At 68.9% G+C, this 17,056-nt stretch carries 15 protein-coding genes and 1 pseudogene; 5 read left to right on the top strand and 11 right to left on the bottom strand.

Annotation, left to right across the window (positions count from 1 at the left end; all coding sequences use genetic code 11):
- Positions 1-2: 2 nt before the first annotated feature.
- The 4 genes from QSJ30_RS00080 to frr all read right to left on the bottom strand — a co-directional run bounded on the left by QSJ30_RS00080 (position 3) and on the right by frr (position 3,135).
- Positions 3-1,373 carry an OmpP1/FadL family transporter gene (locus QSJ30_RS00080; protein WP_285605743.1) on the bottom strand — a complete coding sequence of 457 codons (1,371 nt, stop codon included), beginning with the start codon at positions 1,371-1,373 and terminating at the stop codon, positions 3-5.
- A 111-nt stretch (positions 1,374-1,484) separates the two neighbouring features.
- The gene (locus tag QSJ30_RS00075; RefSeq protein ID WP_243303365.1) at positions 1,485-1,772 is read right to left on the bottom strand and encodes a hypothetical protein; all 288 of its coding nucleotides are present in this window, start codon (positions 1,770-1,772) and stop codon (positions 1,485-1,487) included.
- Between the two features lie 9 nt (positions 1,773-1,781).
- On the bottom strand, positions 1,782-2,558 hold the full coding sequence (locus QSJ30_RS00070; RefSeq protein ID WP_285605741.1) for a TSUP family transporter: 777 nt from the start codon (positions 2,556-2,558) through the stop codon (positions 1,782-1,784).
- Between the two features lies 1 nt (position 2,559).
- Complete coding sequence (frr, locus tag QSJ30_RS00065) at positions 2,560-3,135, bottom strand: ribosome recycling factor (protein ID WP_285605739.1); 576 nt, start codon at positions 3,133-3,135, stop codon at positions 2,560-2,562.
- An 88-nt stretch (positions 3,136-3,223) separates the two neighbouring features.
- On the opposite strand from frr, the gene QSJ30_RS00060 reads away from it, so the two are divergent.
- Together QSJ30_RS00060 and QSJ30_RS00055 are read left to right on the top strand one after the other, a co-directional pair.
- Positions 3,224-4,114 (top strand): alpha/beta hydrolase, encoded by an 891-nt coding sequence (locus QSJ30_RS00060; RefSeq protein ID WP_285605738.1) that lies wholly within the window; start codon positions 3,224-3,226, stop codon positions 4,112-4,114.
- A gap of 23 nt (positions 4,115-4,137) precedes the next feature.
- The gene (locus tag QSJ30_RS00055; protein WP_285605737.1) at positions 4,138-4,548 is read left to right on the top strand and encodes a hypothetical protein; all 411 of its coding nucleotides are present in this window, start codon (positions 4,138-4,140) and stop codon (positions 4,546-4,548) included.
- A gap of 16 nt (positions 4,549-4,564) precedes the next feature.
- On the opposite strand, the gene aceA is transcribed toward QSJ30_RS00055, so the two are convergent.
- Complete coding sequence (gene aceA / locus QSJ30_RS00050) at positions 4,565-5,839, bottom strand: isocitrate lyase (RefSeq protein WP_285605736.1); 1,275 nt, start codon at positions 5,837-5,839, stop codon at positions 4,565-4,567.
- A gap of 154 nt (positions 5,840-5,993) precedes the next feature.
- Between aceA and QSJ30_RS00045 the strand changes: the two genes are divergently transcribed.
- Together QSJ30_RS00045 and QSJ30_RS00040 are read left to right on the top strand one after the other, a co-directional pair.
- Positions 5,994-7,439 (top strand): helix-turn-helix domain-containing protein, encoded by a 1,446-nt coding sequence (locus QSJ30_RS00045; protein WP_285605734.1) that lies wholly within the window; start codon positions 5,994-5,996, stop codon positions 7,437-7,439.
- Between the two features lie 80 nt (positions 7,440-7,519).
- Entirely contained in the window at positions 7,520-8,716 is a 1,197-nt protein-coding gene (locus QSJ30_RS00040) for an ATP-binding protein (protein WP_285605732.1), read from the top strand.
- A 6-nt stretch (positions 8,717-8,722) separates the two neighbouring features.
- Here QSJ30_RS00040 and QSJ30_RS00035 read toward each other — a convergent pair whose 3' ends face one another.
- From QSJ30_RS00035 to purM, 5 genes are all read right to left on the bottom strand, one after another.
- Positions 8,723-9,775 carry an acyltransferase family protein gene (locus QSJ30_RS00035; RefSeq protein WP_285605731.1) on the bottom strand — a complete coding sequence of 351 codons (1,053 nt, stop codon included), beginning with the start codon at positions 9,773-9,775 and terminating at the stop codon, positions 8,723-8,725.
- A gap of 20 nt (positions 9,776-9,795) precedes the next feature.
- Complete coding sequence (gene creD, locus QSJ30_RS00030) at positions 9,796-11,133, bottom strand: cell envelope integrity protein CreD (RefSeq protein WP_285605729.1); 1,338 nt, start codon at positions 11,131-11,133, stop codon at positions 9,796-9,798.
- Positions 11,134-11,215: 82 nt separating this feature from the next.
- Positions 11,216-12,637, bottom strand: coding sequence for a two-component system sensor histidine kinase CreC (creC, locus tag QSJ30_RS00025; RefSeq protein ID WP_285605728.1), 1,422 nt, complete (start codon positions 12,635-12,637; stop codon positions 11,216-11,218).
- Entirely contained in the window at positions 12,628-13,314 is a 687-nt protein-coding gene (gene creB / locus QSJ30_RS00020) for a two-component system response regulator CreB (RefSeq protein ID WP_285605727.1), read from the bottom strand. Before creB ends, creC begins: the two co-directional genes overlap by 10 nt.
- 19 nt (positions 13,315-13,333) lie before the next feature.
- Complete coding sequence (gene purM, locus QSJ30_RS00015; RefSeq protein WP_285605726.1) at positions 13,334-14,368, bottom strand: phosphoribosylformylglycinamidine cyclo-ligase; 1,035 nt, start codon at positions 14,366-14,368, stop codon at positions 13,334-13,336.
- A gap of 92 nt (positions 14,369-14,460) precedes the next feature.
- On the opposite strand from purM, the gene folE reads away from it, so the two are divergent.
- On the top strand, positions 14,461-15,024 hold the full coding sequence (gene folE / locus QSJ30_RS00010; protein ID WP_285605724.1) for a GTP cyclohydrolase I: 564 nt from the start codon (positions 14,461-14,463) through the stop codon (positions 15,022-15,024).
- A 1,582-nt stretch (positions 15,025-16,606) separates the two neighbouring features.
- Here the strand turns inward: folE and QSJ30_RS00005 are convergent.
- Positions 16,607-17,056: pseudogene (locus QSJ30_RS00005) on the bottom strand (IS3 family transposase); the annotation flags it as partial.

The following is a 17,056-nucleotide window of genomic DNA, read 5'->3' as shown; positions in this document are numbered from 1 at the left end:
GGCTAGAACGTCAGCTTGTACCCGAGGGCCAGGAGATGTCCCATCCCCTCCACCCTCGTGCGAGTGCCCGTGGCGCGGAAGCCGGAGGAACTCCAGACCCCGTCGAGACGGCGGGTATCCTGGTCCTCGCTCTGGCGGAACTGGTAGCCGAAGTTCAGCTCGCCGCCCCAGGTGCGGTACCCGGCGCCGATGGAGAAGGCCGCGGTCCGCGAACCGCCCAGCAGGGGTTCGGTCATGGGATCCTCCACCGAGCGCTGGTCGAGGGCAAGGCCGCTCCGCAGGGTCCAGAACTTGCCCAGCTCCACCTCCACCGAGGCGCTGACGCCGAGGTGGCTCTTGCCGCGGGGCAGCTCCGCCGGGGCCGTCACCGTGCCCGACGGCGTCACCACCTGGGCGAGGGCCGGGACTCGCAGGCCCGCGGAGGTCCAGCGCAGGTCGGCCTCCCAGGTCACCATGGGATGGGCTCGGTGACGGATGCCCACCGTCGTCTGCGAGGGCAGCTCCAGCGTTCCCGCCCCGCCTGTCACGGGTACCGAAGCGCCCAGCAGCGCCGCGGCGCGGGGCGCCGTCCCGGCCAGCGGCTGGCTCAGCCCGTCGTTGTTGTAGACACCCAGGCTGGCATCGCGGAACCCCGCGTGCAGGTCGAGGTCGCCCTTCAGGCCGGACTGGTGCGTGGCGCCCAGGGTCCACCGCGGGCTGAGGGCCCAGCGGAAGCCCAGCGAGTAGCTCGGGACGAGCTTGTTCCCGCTCTGGGCAACCCGCTGCTCCACCAGACCCTGCACGGGGTTGGTCCCCGAGGCGGGCTGGGTGGGATCGAGGGGCACGCCGAAGCGCATGACGCTGCTGGATTCGAAGCCGAGCCGGGCCAGGCCGAGGCCCAGGCCGATGGACATGTTCGGATTGAGGGCCCAGGCCGCCTGCCCTTCCAGGCGGCGGGCGGACAGGTCGAGGCCGTCGCCGAAGTAGCGGCTGGGGGCGTCATCCAGGAGCCTCCCATGGCGCAGGTACGGCTCATCCAGCTTCAGCCCGAGGGTGAGCGTGGGCGACAGGCGCCTGGCCAGGCCGAACCCGCCGATGAAGCGGTTGCGGTCGAAGCTGAACGAGGTCCGCTGGTTCGACTCAAGGCTCTGCTGGCTGGAGGACAGCTCCATCCCGGCAGTCAGGTAGAAGCCGCTCTTCTCCTTCAGCGAGGCCAGCAGCGCCGGATTGGCCGTGGCCGCCTCCAGGCTGTAGCCGTAGGCCACCTGGGCCCCGCTGCGGGCGATGCCCACGGGATCGACGGCCGGGAGGGCCATGCTCTGGGCCGCCAACGGCAGGGCCGCCGCGCCCAGCACCAGTCCCGCCCCGATCACTCCACGAACGACCTGCGCCATATCGACCCGCCTCCGAGACACGCTTCTTGAATGGCCCGAACCCGGAAAGGGTTCAAGCCCAAGACTCCAGGATCGCCAAAAGGGCCGGATTCACCAAGAGGCGTTTCCGGCTCAGTGTTCCGACTCGCCCATGAAGCGCACCAGCAGCCGGTCCACCAGCTCCCATACCTCCAGGAGGGCCGCCAGGCACATCACCAGCCCGAACCCCAGGGCCAGGGCGCGCCCCCAGGGCCCCATGAGGGCCCGGCAGAGGTCCGGCCAGTGCCAGAAGGCCGGGGGGAGCTTCAGCCGGCCGTAGAAAGCCAGCGTGGAGAGCAGCATCCCGCCCCAGAGCAGGTAGAAGAAGCGCAGGGTCCGGATGAGGACGTCCCAGGCGAAGGGACGGGGGCGGGAGGGCATCCGAAAAGCCTAGCCGCGGAGGACCTGCCAGCCCAAGCGCAGAATCAGGGCCCCCACCACGGCGATGAAGACGCCCCGCACCCAGCCGCTGCCCTTGTTGAGGGCCACGTGGGCGCCCAGGTAGCCCCCCACGCCGTTCGCGGCGGCCATGCCGAGGGCCACCGAGGGCAGCCAGCTGCCCTGCCAGACGAAGAGCCCCATGGAGGTGATGTTCGAGGCCCAGTTCACGCTCTTGGCCAGGGCCGAGGACCGCAGGAAGTCGAAGCCCAGCACCGCCACGAACAGGAAGATCAGCACTGAGCCGGTGCCGGGGCCGAAGAACCCGTCATAGAACCCCAGGGCCAGGGCGATGAGCGCCGCCAGGCCCCGCTGGTGGCGGAGGCCGTACCGGGGCGCGTGCAGGCTGCCCAGGTCCGGCTTCAGCAGGGTGAAGGCCAGCATGGCCACCAGCAGGCCGAGCATGACCGGCTTCAGGAAGTCGGCGTGCACCCGGTAGGTGAGCCAGACGCCGCCCGAGGCCCCCAGAGCCGAGGCCAGCACCGGCACCACCATCTCGCGCCAGGCCAGGGCCCCGGACCGCAGGAACTTCCCCGCCGCCATGGTCGTGCCCGTGACCGCCACCACCTTGTTGGTGCCCAGCAGCGTGGGCAGCGGCGTGCCCGCCGGCAGACCGAGCATCAGCGCGGGCACCGTGATGAGGCCCCCCCCGCCCACCACCGCATCGATGAACCCCGCCAGCAGGGCGGCGAGCATGAGGAGGGCGAGGGTGGGGAGGCTGATCGCCACCTCAGACTTTCAAAATCTCCGCTTCCTTGTGCTTCAGGGCCTCGTCGATCTCCTTGGTGTGCGCGTCAGTGAGCTTCTGGATGTCGTCCAGGGCCTTCTTGGCGGCGTCCTCGGAGATGTGGCCCTCCTTGAGCTTCTCGAGCTTCTTCACGTCCTCGTTGGCGTCCCGGCGGATGTTGCGCACGCCGGTCTTGATCTCCTCGCCCAGGCGGTGCAGCACCTTCACCAGCTCCCGGCGGCGCTCCTCGGTGAGCATGGGGATGGGCAGGCGGATCACGTTGCCGTCGTTGCCGGGGTTGATGCCCAGCTCCGACTTGAGGATGGCGGTCTCGATGGCCTTGATGGCGCTCTTGTCGAAGGGCTGGATCACGAGCATGCCGGCCTCGGGCACCGAGACGGTGGCCATCTGGTTCACCGGCACCACGGAACCGTAGTAGTCCACGTGCACGTTGTCCAGCAGGCTGGCGTTGGCCCGGCCCGTGCGGATGGTGGCCATCTCCTTCTTCAGCGCCTCCACGGAGGCATGCATGCGGCGCTTGGTTTCCTGCAGGATGGCGTCGGGGGTCTGGGCGGACATGGGCACCTCGAAAGAGCGGAAGCCTTCTTTTATACCCCAGAGACCTGGGAACTCGGGTGCTACAGTAGGGCACTTCTGCGAGGTCACCATGCGCGCACTCCGTCTGCTGGCTCCTCTTGCGGCCCTGATCGCGGCCGCTCCCCTGGCCCCCGCGCTGGCCGCCGCGCCAGCCACCACCGACATGGCCCTCACCAGCGCCGACGGCTTCGCCCTCAAGGGCACGCTGACCCTGCCCGGCACGAAGGGCAAGGCCCCAGTGGTGATCCTGGCCCACCAGTTCGGCTCGGACCGCAGCGGCTGGGCGCCCCTGACCGAGAAGCTGCTGGCCCGGGGCATCGGCGTGCTGGCCCTGGACCTCCGCGGCCACGGCGAGAGCGCCATGAAGGGCGGGACCGAGACCCGGGTCAGCGCCGACTTCATGACCTCGGCCAAGGCGGTTGGCTTCGACCACATCCCCGCGGATCTGGCCCAGGCCGCCGTCTGGCTCCGCAAGCAGCCCGGCGTGGACGGCCGCCGCCTCGGCCTGGCGGGCTCCAGCGTGGGCGCCTTCTCGGTGCTCCTGGCCGCGCCGGAAGTGAAGCCCGTGGCCATCCTCAGCCTGAGCCCGGCCGGCACCGCCGCCTTCGGCGACAGCGCCCGGGACCGGCTGAAGGGGGCCGTGCTCCGCAGCCGCCCCTCCGTGCTGGTGCTGGCCTCCGCGGATGACAAGGACGCCGCCGAGAACGCCCAGGCCCTGAAGGACCTGCCCGGCGTGGCCGTGGACCTGAAGGACGGCAAGGACCACGGGTTCGCCTACTTCAAGGACTGCTCCGACCTCATGGCCGTCTACTTCGGGGAGTACCTCACCTACCACCACACGGGGAAGCGGTACGCGGAGGGCCATCCCAAGGCTTCCGCCCCCGCCCCTGCCACGCCGGAAGGCATGACCGGCGGCCCGGCGCCGGCCGACAAGAAGCCCGCCGCTCCGGCCACCAAATAGCTCATCCTCCCGATCGGGACGTCATGCACACCCACTGGCCTCGGGTCCCCGCCCTGCTCCTGCTGGCGGGCCTGACGGCTTGCGGCGGCCCCAGGCGGCTGGAGACCACCCTGGCCGGCCGGCCCGTGGGGCACCTCACCGCCCTGGCCCGGAAACAGGAGGGCCGCTGGCGGGTCGAGCTGCTCCTGCCCGTGGGCCGCTGGCGCGTGGAGACCGCGGAGGGGCAGGACCTGGAGATCCTCCCGGCCGAACCGAGGGCGACCCTCCGCTGGACGGTCGCCCCCGATCGCTGGGCCCAACAGGACCGGCCCTTCCGCTTCGACCTGGTGGGAGAGTCGGGCCTGCGCCTCTCCCTGGCTGTGCGCTACCCCAACACCGTGCCGGGCCAGAGCCTGGTACTGGACGTGTTCCGGGTCCTGTCCGGCAAGTCCTGACCGCCCGGCCCCGCCGTCAATGGAACTGCTGGGCCTCGGTGGAACCCGCCAGGGCCAGGGTGGAGGCCAGGCCGCCGCTGATGGCCTGGGCCACCTCGTCGAAGTAGCCCGTGCCCACTTCGCGCTGGTGCCTGGTGGCCGTGTAGCCGCGCTCCTCGGCGGCGAACTCGGCCTCCTGCAGCCGGGCGTAGGCGGTCATGTGCTCCGTGCGGTAGGCGCTGGCCAGCTCGAACATGCCGTGGTTCAGGCTGTGGAAGCCCGCCAGGGTGATGAACTGGAACTTGTAGCCCAGGGCGTTCAGTTCCTTCTGGAAGGCGGCGATCTCGTCATCCGAGAGCTTCTTCTTCCAGTTGAAGGAGGGCGAGCAGTTGTAGGCCAGCAGCTTGCCGGGGAACTGGGCGTGGACGCCCTCGGCGAACTCGCGGGCCTCCTTCAGGTCCGGCGTGGAGGTCTCGCACCAGATGAGGTCCGCGTAGGGGGCGTAGGCCTTGGCGCGGGCGATGGCCATCTGGACGCCACCGGTGATGCGGTGGAAGCCCTCGGGCGTGCGCTCCCCCGTGAGGAAGGGCCGGTCGCGCTCGTCGATGTCGGAGGTGATGAGGCGCGCCGAGTCGGCGTCCGTGCGGGCGATGATGAGGGTGGGCGTGTCCATGACGTCCGCCGCCAGGCGGGCCGCCACCAGGGTGCGGATGAAGTGGCCCGTGGGAATGAGGACCTTGCCGCCCAGGTGGCCGCACTTCTTCTCGCTGGAGAGCTGGTCCTCGAAGTGGACGCCGGAGGCGCCGGCCTCGATCATGCCCTTCATGAGCTCGTAGGCGTTGAGGGGGCCGCCGAAGCCCGCCTCGGCATCCGCCACGATGGGCAGGAACCAGTCCCGGCTCACGCCGCCCTCGCCGTGCTCCACCTGGTCCGCCCGCTGGAGGGCCCCGTTGAGGCGCTTCACCAGGGCGGGCACCGAGTTGGCGGGGTAGAGGCTCTGGTCGGGGTAGGTCTGGCCCGACAGGTTGGCGTCCGCCGCCACCTGCCAGCCCGAGCAGTAGATGGCCTTGAGGCCGGCCTTGGCCATCTGGACCGCCTGTCCGCCACTGAGGGCGCCCAGGGCCCGGGTGGGCTCGTCGTTCTGGAGCAGCTTCCAGAGCTTGCGGGCCCCCAGCTGGGCCAGGGTGTACTCGATGCGGACACTGCCGCGGAGCTTCTTCACGGTCTCGGAGCCGTAGGGCCGGTTGATGCCCTCCCAGCGCAGGGCGGAGAAGTCGTCCTCGATGAAGGGGATGGGGAAGCGGGGGGTCATGGGGCACCTCGGAAATGGGTTGGGGGGTGGCGCTGTGTCAAAGATTGACCTATTCTTTCGTGAGTCAATGAACCGCTGATTTGATAGGGGTTGAACTGAAAACTTTCGTCAATTCTCTTCATTGATTTTGTAAATTGATGTAAACGAGGTCCCCATGCCCTCCGCCGCCCCCAGCAAGCCCGCCGCCCGCCTCGGGGCCAAGATCCGCCTCCTCCGCCGCCAGGAGGGGCTGAGCCAGGTCCAGCTGGCCGAGTCCCTGGGTATCAGCCCCAGCTACCTGAACCTCATCGAGGGGAACAAGCGGCCCCTCACGGCGCCCCTGCTCATCCGGCTGGCCCAGCAGTTCAAGCTCGACCTCAAGGCCCTGGCCCCGGAGGAGGATCAGCGCCTGTCCGACGACCTCATGGAGGCCTTCGGCGATCCCCTGTTCGAGGCCCTGGGACTCCAGGCCCAGGATGTGCGGGAGCTGGTGCAGAACAACCCCCAGCTGGCCCGGGGCGTGTTCGAGTTGTACCGGGCCTACCAGCACAGCCAGGACAGCCTGGACACCCTGGCCGGCAAGCTCAGCGACGGGCAGGGCTTCGATCCCGAGGCCACGCGCCTGCCCTCGGAGGAGGTCGGCGACTTCATCCAGCAGGCCATGAACCACTTCCCGGAGCTGGAGGCCGCGGCCGAGGAGCTCTGGACCAGCGCCGGCCTGGACGCGGACCAGCCCTACCCGGCCCTGGCCGCGGCTTTCGACGCCCGGGGTGTGCAGATCCGCGTCCATCGCGTGTCCGAGGGCCCCGGCCTGCTGCGCCGCTACGACCCCGACCGCCGCACCCTCAGCCTCTCCGAGCTGCTGCCCCAGCGCAGCCGCACCTTCCAGCTGGCCCATCAGCTGGCCCTGCTGGATCACGGCGACCTCCTGGACCACCTGGCCTCCCACCCTCTCCTGCGTACGCCCGCCTCCCGCGCCCTGGCCCGGGTGGCCCTGGCCAACTACTTCGCCGGCGCCGTGCTGATGCCCTACGAGCGGTTCCTGCGGGCGGCCCGGGCCGAGCGCTACGACATCGAGATCCTGGCCCGCCGCTTCCAGACCAGCTTCGAGCAGGTCTGCCACCGGCTCACCACCCTGCGCCGGCCGGGCGCCGAAGGCGTGCCCTTCCACTTCCTGCGCATCGACATCGCCGGGAACATCTCCAAGAGCTTCTCCGCCTCGGGCATCCGCTTCGCCCGCTTCTCCGGCGCCTGCCCGCGCTGGAACGCCCACGCGGCCTTCCTCACGCCGGGCCTCATCCGCACCCAGCTCAGCGAGATGCCCGACGGCCGCAAGTACTTCTGCATCGCCCGCACCATCCAGAAGGACACCGGCGGCTACCGGGGCCAGCATGCCATTCAGGCCCTGGGCCTGGGCTGCGAGATGGGCCACGCCAAGGAGCTGATCTACGCCGACAGCCTGCGCCTGGACCAGCCGCCGGTCCCCGTGGGCGTCACCTGCCGCCTCTGCGAGCGCACGGACTGCGAGCAGCGCGCCTTCCCGCCCATGCAGCAGGCCTTCAAGGTCGAGGAGAACCTCCGCCGCACCAGCTTCTACGCCCGGATCGGGACCGGTGCGTAGAAAATTTACGCATAGATGGTTGAAAATCCAATAATAAATGTTAGATTTTCACTATGTATCCGCGAAACCTTGCCCCGGCGATGGATCGGGCCCTGGGGGACACCCCGGTGGTCTTCCTGGCGGGCGCCCGTCAGACCGGGAAAAGCACCCTGGTGCGGTGCCTCGGCCCTGAGTCGGGTTACCGGACGCTCGACGACCTCGGGGTCCTGGCCGCCGCCCAGGCAGACCCAGAGGGCTTCATCGGCACCCTGGGAGACCGCACCATCCTCGACGAAGTGCAACGGGCGCCGGACCTGCTCCTGCCCATCAAGGCCTCGGTGGACCGGGACCGCCGCCCCGGGCGGTTCATCCTCACGGGCTCCGCCAATGTCCTGGCCCTCCCGAAGGTGGCGGACAGCCTGGCGGGCCGCATGGAAGTCCTCACCCTCTGGCCCCTGGCCCAGGCAGAGCTGGACGCCCACCCTCCGGGCTTCGTGGATGCGTGCTTCAGCGGCCATCCGGAACGGCTCCAGATTTCCGGGATCACCCGGGGGGAGTTGTTCCGTCGGATCGCGACCGGGGGCTACCCCGAGGCGGTGGCCCGGAAGGCCTCCCGCGACCGCGCCCGCTGGTTCGACGCCTACCTGGACACCCTGATCCAGCGCGATGTCCGGGACCTCGCCGCCATCGAAGGCCTGGCTCAGCTGCCCCGCCTCCTCCAGACCGTGGCCGCCCGGAGCGGCAGTCCACTCAATGTCGCGGACCTCGGACGCACCTTGGGCCTCGGCCAAGTCACCCTCCGGCGCTACCTCACCCTGTTCCAGACCCTCTTCCTGCTCGTGGAGTTGCCCCCCTGGTTCGAGAACCTCGGCAAGCGGCTGGCCAAGACCCCCAAGATGTATCTCAACGACGCGGGCCTCCTGGGGCACCTTCTGGGCGTGGACCTCGAGGCTCTGCAGGATGCCCCGACCCTCGGGGCCATGGTCGAGACCTTCGCCGTCATGGAACTCGTCAAGAGCGCCCCCTGGTCCGAGACCCGGCCCGCCCTCTTCCATGTCCGCACCAGCGCGGGACAGGAGGTCGACGTGGTCCTCGAGGATCGGCGGCGCCGGCTAGTGGGCATTGAGGTGAAGGCCTCGGCCACCGTGGGAGCTTCGGATTTCAAGGGGCTCCGCCTGTTCCAGGAGCTCACCGGCGAGCGCTTCACCTGCGGCGTGGTGCTGTACACCGGCCGCGAGATCCTCCCCTTCGGCCCGGGTCTGTGGGCCCTGCCCCTGCAGGCGCTGTGGGCGGAATGAAGGCTCTCAGCCCCGCCCCAGCTTCCCCATGGGCTCCTCGATCCAGCGATGCACGGCCCAGGCGGCGAGGATGGCCAGGCCCAGGGCCAGGCTGAAGCCCAGGAAGCCCGAGGCCTGCGGCGCCACCAGCTTCATGGTGAAGGGGTGCAGCAGGTAGATGCCGTAGCTCCAGGCGCCCAGGCGCGCGAGCCGCCGGCCGATCCAGCCGGGCTCCGCGTCCCGCATGAAGGCCGCCAGGGCCACCAGGCCCGTCACCGCCAGCAGGTAGCCGTAGCGGTGCCAGCCCGTGAGGGCCGCCAGGTGGTCGAAGAACTGGGGCGTGGGCTTGATCAGGAACCAGACCAGCGGCAGCGCCAGCAGCAGGGCCAGCTTGGGCTCCAGCCGCCGCTCCGTGGCCCCGTGAAGGCCCGCCAGCAGGGCACCCCAGGCCAGGAGGAACACCTGGTTGGGCGCCAGCACGTAGGTGTGGAAGCGGTTCCACAGGGGCTGTTCCATCACGCCGTGCAGGGTGGAGGGCAGGCTCCAGGCCCACAGGCCCACGGCGAGCGCGGCCAGGAAGACCAGCCCGCCGCGGGGACCGGCCTGCTCCCGCAGCCAGGCCAGCAGCGGGTAGGCGAAGTAGAGCAGGGCCACCAGCCCCACGTACCAGCCCCCGGTCACCAGGGCGTGGTTGGGGTGGATGGCGCCGAAGGTGAGGGTCAGGTTCTCCAGGATGTAGCGGAGCGAGGGCCCCGGCCCCATGCCCAGGCGGAAGACCAGGTTCAGGGCGCAGACGAGGTAGAACACCGGCGCCAGCCGCAGGAAGCGGCGGAGCCAGAAGTGGCCCGGCCCCTCTTTCCGAACGCGGCTCCAGGGCGTGGTGCGGAACAGCACGAAGCCGCTCAGAACGAAGAAGGCCGACACGCTGTAGTTGCCCAGGCGCGCCATGGCGATGTTCGCGCCGCCACCCGACTCCGAGAGGTTGAACCACACGCCCAGGTGGTACACCGCCACGCACAGGGCCAGGATCCCGCGGAGGGGATCCAGGCCACCAAAACGCGTGGAAGCAGGGCGATCCATGGAGGAGGATAACCCCCTCTCTACTTCCCATCCCCGGGTATCGCGGCGGGACCGCCAGATTGGCTCAGCGCATACCAGTCCACTTTGCGGGTGCCGATCATGACCGCCGCCAGCCCCAGGAACAGCACGGCGGAACCCATCAGGAGGGCGCTGTCCTCATACAGCAGCAGGCCGTAGAGGAGGGCGAAGATGAGGGCCAGGCCCCCGGTGAAGCCCAGGCCCTGCCGCGCGCTGCGCAGCACATGCACCAGGTAGATCCCCAGCAGGCCCAGGCTGGCGAGGCAGGAGGCCAGGTAGGCCCAGCCGAAGGGGATGTGCTCGGACAGGCTCAGGAGCAGGAGGAAGAAGATCGCCAGGGACAGGCCCACCAGCAGGTACTGCAGGGGGTGGATGGGCAGCCGGCGAAGCACCTCCACGAAGAAGAAGGCCGCGAACACCAGGCCCACGAACAGGAATCCGTACTTCGTGGCCCGTTCGGTCTGGAGGTAGACGTTCACGGGCTCCAGGAAGGCCACGCCGAAGCACTCCTCGGAGTCCCCCTTGCCTTCGAGGATCTTGCCCAGGCTGCGGGCGAGGTGGAACACCTCCCAGGTGGCCGTGAACCCCTGGGGCGACAGGTTGTGCCGCGCCGAGAAGCGGCCCTGGAAGCTGGGCGACGGCCAGGGGGAAGTCAGCGTCACCCGCGTGAACTCGGCCACGGGGGCCACCGAGAAGGCCTGGGAGCCCCGGAGGGCCAGGGGCATCTCGAAGTCCCAGTCCCTCCCTTCCAGGTCGGAGAGGGCACCCAGATCCACATGCACGGCGGCGTCCAGGATGCCCTCCTGGCCCCCGGGCTGCCAATCCATCGCCCTGCCGGCCCAGTGGAGGACAGGGCGTTCCCGGAGGCCGCGCAGGTCCGTCAGGCCCAGCAGGAGGGTGGCCCGCCCAGGGCGGATGGTGCGGGAGGGACCCAGGCCCAGGCCCCGGGGGATGGAGAAGCGCCCCTTGGCCTGGGTGTCCAGATCGTAGGCGTGGGCCTTGAACAGGCCGCGGTTCCGGGTGTCCACCCGGGCCTGGGCCGTCACTTCCAGGCTCTTGGGCACGATCACCTGGTACTTGCCGACCCAGGAGACCCGGGACACGGTTTCGCCCGTGGTCTTGTTCTTCGCTTCGGTGACGACCTGCTCCTCGTACCGGGCCACGAGCAGGGGCCCCGTGAGCTGCTGGCGCCCGGCGTTGAGCCGCGCGATGTCGTTCGCCGCCTGGATCTGGCGCGCGTTCCGGCCCTCCACCAGCCCCTGCACCAGGGCCAGGGGGATGAGCAGCAGCAGGGCCAGCCCCGCCACGGTGAGGCTCTTCATCAACAGCGGATTCCGCATGGGTCACTCCTGAGGTGTCCCAGGAGCATCCGGCCCTTCCGTGAGCAGAAGATGGGCTCCGGTGAAGCCTGTGTGAAGCGGCTCAGGCCAGCGGCAGCGACAGCCAGGCCTCGGCGCCGCCGCCGGGATGGTTTTCCAGGCCCGCCGCGCCGCCATGCAGGGTGGCCACCTCCTTCACGAAGCTGAGGCCCAGGCCCGTGCCCTTCCGGCCCGAGGGCGCCGCCACGGAGTAGAAGGGCTCGAAGACCCGCGGCAGGGCGAAGGCCGGCACACCGGGGCCCTCGTCCCGCACCGACAGGCGGCAGCGACCATCTTCCATGCGGCCCTCCAAGCGGATGGTGCCTCCCTCCGGGGAGAAGGCCATGGCGTTGTCCAGGAGGTTCGAGACCGCCTGCTCCAGGAGGAAGGCCTCGCCGCGCAGGCGAACCTCCGGCAGGTCGATGCGCAGCTCGAGGCCCCGCCGCGCCAGGCCCACCGCCTTCGATTCGGCCACCCGCCGCGCCAGGCTCCCCAGGTCCAGGAGCTGCGGGTCCTGCAGGGTCTGACGCTGCTCGATGGCGGCCTGGTCCAGCATGCGGTCCAGCAGCTGCCGCAGCCGCGCCTCCTGTTCCCGGATGTGGGCCGCGAAGCGACGGCGGTCCGCTTCCGGCATGTCCTCGTCCAGCAGCTCGGCGGCGCCCCGGATGGCCGCCAGCGGGCTCTTCATCTCGTGGGTCAGCGTGGCGAGGTAGCGCTCCACGTAGGCCCGGTCCTCCAGCTTCGAGCGCATGGTCTCCAGGGCCGCGCCCAGGTCCGCCAGCTCGCCGCCGCCCACCGGGGGCATGGTGGCCCGCCGACCTTCGGCCACCTCCCGCGCATAGACCCGCAGGCGCCCGATGGCGCGGGTGAGGCTCCAGGAGATGCCCGCCCCCACCAGGAGGCAGGCGCCCAGGAGGATGAGCCCCGCCCGCATGACCTTCCGGCGGCTGGCCTGGGCGTAGGGGATCACGCTGGCGCTGGGCGCGGCCACCGTGAGCGTACCGATGAGCCGGCCCTCCCACAGGACCGGCGCCGCCACGTGCATGGTCGAGGTGGTCTCGTCCGCGGGATCCGTCCGGGTGGTGCGGGCCCCGTAGGCGCCCTGCAGGGTGCGCTGCACGTCGTTCCAGCGCGAGTAGTCCGTGCCCGGCGGGGTGCCGTCGGAATCGAAGACCACCCGCCCCCGCTCGTCCGTCACGTAGACCCGGAACTCGGAGCGGCGCTTGGCCACGCCGAAGATCCGCGCCTGGGGATTCCGTTCCCGGTAGGCCCCCACCGCCTCGGCGAAGCGGCCCTCCGCCAGCGTGCCCGCGCGCAGCTCGGGGGCCGCCAGCTCCGCCAGGAGGTTGGCCGTGTCCACGAGCGCCACCTCCATGCCCTGCTTCACCCCGGGCTTCACCTCCTGGAGGAAGGTGCTCAGCAGCAGGTAGGCCGCCAGCGCCACGATGAGGAAGAAGGCCAGGAGGACCCGGACGCCTAGACGCATAGGGTCCGCACGGACAGGCTGTAGCCCACGCCCCGGTGGGTCTGGATGGGGTCGGCCTCGGGATCGATGGCCCGGAGCTTGGCCCGGAGGGTCTTCACGTGGGTGTCCACGGTGCGGTCCGCGCTTTCCTCGGCGCCGCTCCAGACCTCCTCCATGAGCTGGGAGCGGGTGAAGATGCGCTCGGGCTGGGACAGCAGGGTGCCCAGCAGCAGGTATTCGTACCGCGTGAGGTCCAGTGCCTGCCCCCGGTAGCGGATCCGGCGCGCCCCCGCGTCCTGCTCGAAGGCGGCGGCGGGCGTCTCGGCCGGGCGGGGCGACAGCCTCCGCAGGATGACCCGCACCCGGGCCACCAGCTCCCTCGGGCTGAAGGGCTTCGCCACGTAGTCGTCCCCGCCGATCTCCAGGCCCAGGACCCGGTCCACCTCGTCGCTGCGGGCCGTGAGGAAAATCACGGGCACGTCCGAGAAGGTCCGCAGCTGGCGGCAGACCTCAAAGCCCGACAGATCCTGGAGCCCCACATCCAGGATCACCAGGCTGAAGACCCCGGTGCGGAGGCGGGCCAGGGCCTCCTCCCCCAGGGGGCAGAGGTGCGGGGTGAAGCCTTCGGTCCTCAGGGCATAGGCGATGACATCGGCGATGGCCGCCTCGTCTTCCACGATGAGGATGTCCCCGTTCATATCCGGGGACGATAGCAGATCAGCGGTAGCGAACGGCTCCCGCGCCCTTCACCAGCCGCCCCAGCACCCAGGCGGGCTCTTCGGCTTCGTGGAGCTGCGTGAGCACGGCTTCGGCCAACTCGGGCTTCACCACCAGCACCATGCCCACGCCCAGGTTCAGGGCCTGGCGGGCGTCGTCGATCCCCAGGCCGCCCTTGGCCATGAGGAATTGGAAGAGGGCCGGGATCTGCCAGCTGGCGGTGTCGATCTCGGCATCCAGCGTCTTGGGCAGCACGCGGGGAATGTTGTCGGTCAGGCCGCCGCCGGTGATGTGGGCCATGGCCACCAGCTTGTGCGCCTTCACCAGGGGCATGACGGGCGCCAGGTAGCTGCGGTGGATGGCCAGCAGGGCGTCGGCCACCGTCCGGTCCGTACCGGGCAGGGTGTCCTTCACATCGAGCTTCTCCAGCTCGAAGCAGACCTTGCGGGCCAGGGAGTAGCCGTTGGTGTGCAGGCCCGAGCTGGGCAGGCCGATGAGCACGTCGCCCTCGGCCATGGCGTCCAGGCGCGGCAGCAGGTCGGCTTCATCGACCACGCCCACGATGGTGCCGGCCACGTCGACTTCGCCCTCGGCGTAGACGCCGGGCATCTCCGCCAGCTCGCCGCCGATGAGGGCCGCGGCCGCCGCCTGGCAGGCCGTGGCCATGCCCTTCACGATCTGCTCGATGACTTCGGGCTCCAGCTGCTGGGCGGCGATGTAGTCCAGGAAGAAGAGGGGCCGCGCGCCCTGCACCAGGATGTCGTTGATGCAGTGGTTCACCAGGTCCTGGCCCACCGTGTCCCAGATGCCGGCCCGCCGGGCCACCTTCATCTTGGTGCCCACGCCGTCCATGCTGCTGACGAGGATGGGCTTGGCCTCGGGGAACCGGGCGTCGTACAGGCCGCCGAACAGGCCGATGTCGCTGCGGACGCCGGGGGTCTTGGTGGCCTTCACCAGGGGCTTGATGCGCTTCAGGGCCTCGTCCTGGCGGTTGATGTCCACGCCGCTGGACGCGTAACTGACCTTCTCGCTCATCGCCAACTCCCGAATCCCCCATGATCCCACAGGCCGCATTTCAGGCCGATGCCAAACCTTCCCGGGCCGCCCGGGCGTAGACTGACCGGACCATGGCCGATTCCCCCGTCCCGTCCTTCGACCGCGCCGCCTCCGAGGCCGCCGTCCGCGCCCTGCTGCGGGGCCTGGGGCAGGATCCGGATGCGCCGGAGCTGGAGGACACACCCTCGCGGGTGGCGGAGTTCTGGGCCGAGCGGCTGGCGGGCTATGGGGTGGACCTGGGCGCCGAGCTGAAGCCCCTGCCCGGCGACCTCTCGCCCGTGCCGGTCATCCTGGAGCGCATCCCCTTCGTGAGCACCTGCGAGCACCACCTGGCCCCCTTCGAAGGCCACGCCACCATCGGCTACCTGCCCGGGGAAGGCGGCACCGTGGGCCTCAGCAAGCTCGTGCGCGTGGTGCAGGCCTACGCCTGGCGCCTGCAGGTGCAGGAGCGCATGGCCCAGCAGATCGCCGACGCCCTCCAGACCCACCTCCGCCCCGCCGCCTGGGGCGTCGACCTGGTGGCCGTCCACACCTGCATGGCCCACCGCGGCGTGAAGACCCCCGGCGTCCCCGTGCGGACCACGCTGATGGGCGGCATTTGGCGGACCGATCCCCCCGCACCGTTCAGGGGCTGAATCTCACCGTTCAGGGATTTCCGGGCGTAGATGACCCGGGACGCAGGTATGCTGGGCTCGCGTTTTCAAAGCCAAAGAATGCCTAGGCCGCGAACCGGCCAAATCGACTTGCGTAGATGACAAGGGCTCCGGTTCAGACCGGATCACCTATTTGTCCACCAAAAAGTTCGTCTAATTCAAAGTTGGGCGCTACCTGCCAGCCCAAATGTTTCTGGCGTTGGTGCAAACTTGGTCTAGATCGTCTCGCATGGCGGTCCATGCTCCATGGATGGCAGCCACTACAATCGTCACAGGCACAAGGATGGGGACCTGCACCAGCAACCAGCAGCGCTTTTTGGTTAGCTCTTTCAATCGTTCCTCCTTTAAGATCGCGCCCAACCATCTCGCTCAACCTTCGCTCGTTTCACTCGCCGGACGCGGTAGCCCGCGCCGGGTTAGCTCGGGGCGTTAGGCCTCGAAATACGGGGTCGCCTGCAATCCGTTCGGGTCGACAATTCGCCTGTTCGGCCGTTCTGCTTGGGTTCTCGTAGCGGGCATGCGTTCATAGTGGCAAGCCTCTCGCTGCTCTTTCCAATCTCCGCTCGGTTTTCCCAGCGCCTCGGTTCATGTCCCGTCAGAACTGGCGTCTCGGCCTAACCTTCAGCTCAACTCGGACCCCGCCTGCATTGCCTTCCGCTCTCTCTCAACATTTCGCTACCTCGGCTCCGCTCAGCGCCTCGGTGCAGGCGTGGCCGGTTAGCTCCATTCGTTAGGCGTCACCAGCATCAACAAGGCCCATCATCACCAAGGAGGCTTCCATTGCGTCCATTCTGGTTCATCCCTTTACTCTTTATTGCCGTTGGCTGTGGCGGAGGTGGTGGTAGCTCAGCACCGCCTCCGCCTCCGCCTCATGTGCCCGGAATTTCGAATTTCACATACACTTCTGCGTCTTCCGCCAAAGTTGGCGACGGTGGCGGAGCGGTCACGGTTACCTGGACCTTTGATTTCATTGATTCTGGCAAAGACGTTAACAATATGGTTTGGGAAGGGCTTGATGCATCCGGCAATGTCATCAAGACACTGACAACGCCGTTAACCGGCGCTTCAGGGGTCGCAGCTGGTCTTGCAGGCGGTTACGGAACTTACCCAACCACTACCGCAGGGTCTTACAACTGGCGGTTCCACATAACGGATCTCGCTGGAAATTCATCGAACAGCCTTAGCGCAGTTTGGACTGTGACCCCAACAGCACCACCACCGCCTCCTCCTTCGGTCGGGATAACCACTGAAGGTTGGAAGGAATTCGGTTCGAAGGGCTCCGCAGTTATTCACAACTAATCATGCAACGTCCGCCTAACCTTCAGCTCAACTCGGACCCCGCCTGCATTGTCTTTCGCTCTCTCTCAGCTTCCCGCTTTCACGGCTTCGTTCATCTCCTCGGTGCGGGCGTGGCCGGTTAGCTCCATTCGTTAGGTGTCACACACATCCGCAGAGAGTGACGTCCTCCCCACTTCTATACCAAGGATGGTGAGAGTCCTGGGTTAAGGGTTGTTTCGTTGGGATTCGCGGAGGGAGGCGTAGCCGACCGGAGCGAATCCCAACGGCGCGCAGTTTCGGCGGGGGTTTGATCGCCAAGGGCGCTGTGGGGTCTGCGGTGATTGTAATCATGCCGCCAGGCTTCGGCGACCCTTCTGGCTTCCTGGATGCTCCGGAACCAGTGTTCGTTGAGGCACTCATCCCGGAAGCGCCCGTTGAAGCTCTCGCAGGTGCCGTTCTGCATGGGCTTCCCAGGTTGGATGAAGTGGTGCCGGATTCTTCGCTGGTAGCACCACTGGTCGAACACCCGACTGGTGAACTCCGGGCCGTTGTCCGTGACGATGACCTCTGGCCTGCCCCGATCGTGGATGACCCTGTCCAGCACCCGCCCCACCCGAAGACCCGGCAGGCTCGTGTCCACCTCGATGGCCAGGCACTCGCGGGTGAAGGTGTCGACCACGTTCAGCGTCCGCAGCGCCCGGCCATCGGCTAAGGCGTCCGAGGTGAAGTCCATGGC

This window comes from Geothrix edaphica, assembly GCF_030268045.1.
Classification (GTDB): Bacteria; Acidobacteriota; Holophagae; order Holophagales; family Holophagaceae; genus Geothrix; species Geothrix edaphica.
This window is presented reverse-complemented; position numbering and strand designations above follow the sequence as displayed.

Excerpts from the sequence above, each read along its gene's own strand:
- QSJ30_RS00080 (WP_285605743.1), bottom strand. The coding sequence starts at position 1,373 with ATGGCGCAGGTCGTTCGTGGAGTGATCGGGGCGGGACTGGTGCTGGGC.
- QSJ30_RS00075 (WP_243303365.1), bottom strand. The coding sequence starts at position 1,772 with ATGCCCTCCCGCCCCCGTCCCTTCGCCTGGGACGTCCTCATCCGGACC.
- frr (WP_285605739.1), bottom strand. The coding sequence starts at position 3,135 with ATGTCCGCCCAGACCCCCGACGCCATCCTGCAGGAAACCAAGCGCCGC.
- QSJ30_RS00060 (WP_285605738.1), top strand. The coding sequence starts at position 3,224 with ATGCGCGCACTCCGTCTGCTGGCTCCTCTTGCGGCCCTGATCGCGGCC.
- QSJ30_RS00055 (WP_285605737.1), top strand. The coding sequence starts at position 4,138 with ATGCACACCCACTGGCCTCGGGTCCCCGCCCTGCTCCTGCTGGCGGGC.
- aceA (WP_285605736.1), bottom strand. The coding sequence starts at position 5,839 with ATGACCCCCCGCTTCCCCATCCCCTTCATCGAGGACGACTTCTCCGCC.
- QSJ30_RS00045 (WP_285605734.1), top strand. The coding sequence starts at position 5,994 with ATGCCCTCCGCCGCCCCCAGCAAGCCCGCCGCCCGCCTCGGGGCCAAG.
- QSJ30_RS00040 (WP_285605732.1), top strand. The coding sequence starts at position 7,520 with ATGGATCGGGCCCTGGGGGACACCCCGGTGGTCTTCCTGGCGGGCGCC.
- QSJ30_RS00035 (WP_285605731.1), bottom strand. The coding sequence starts at position 9,775 with ATGGATCGCCCTGCTTCCACGCGTTTTGGTGGCCTGGATCCCCTCCGC.
- creD (WP_285605729.1), bottom strand. The coding sequence starts at position 11,133 with ATGCGGAATCCGCTGTTGATGAAGAGCCTCACCGTGGCGGGGCTGGCC.
- creC (WP_285605728.1), bottom strand. The coding sequence starts at position 12,637 with ATGCGTCTAGGCGTCCGGGTCCTCCTGGCCTTCTTCCTCATCGTGGCG.
- creB (WP_285605727.1), bottom strand. The coding sequence starts at position 13,314 with ATGAACGGGGACATCCTCATCGTGGAAGACGAGGCGGCCATCGCCGAT.
- purM (WP_285605726.1), bottom strand. The coding sequence starts at position 14,368 with ATGAGCGAGAAGGTCAGTTACGCGTCCAGCGGCGTGGACATCAACCGC.
- folE (WP_285605724.1), top strand. The coding sequence starts at position 14,461 with ATGGCCGATTCCCCCGTCCCGTCCTTCGACCGCGCCGCCTCCGAGGCC.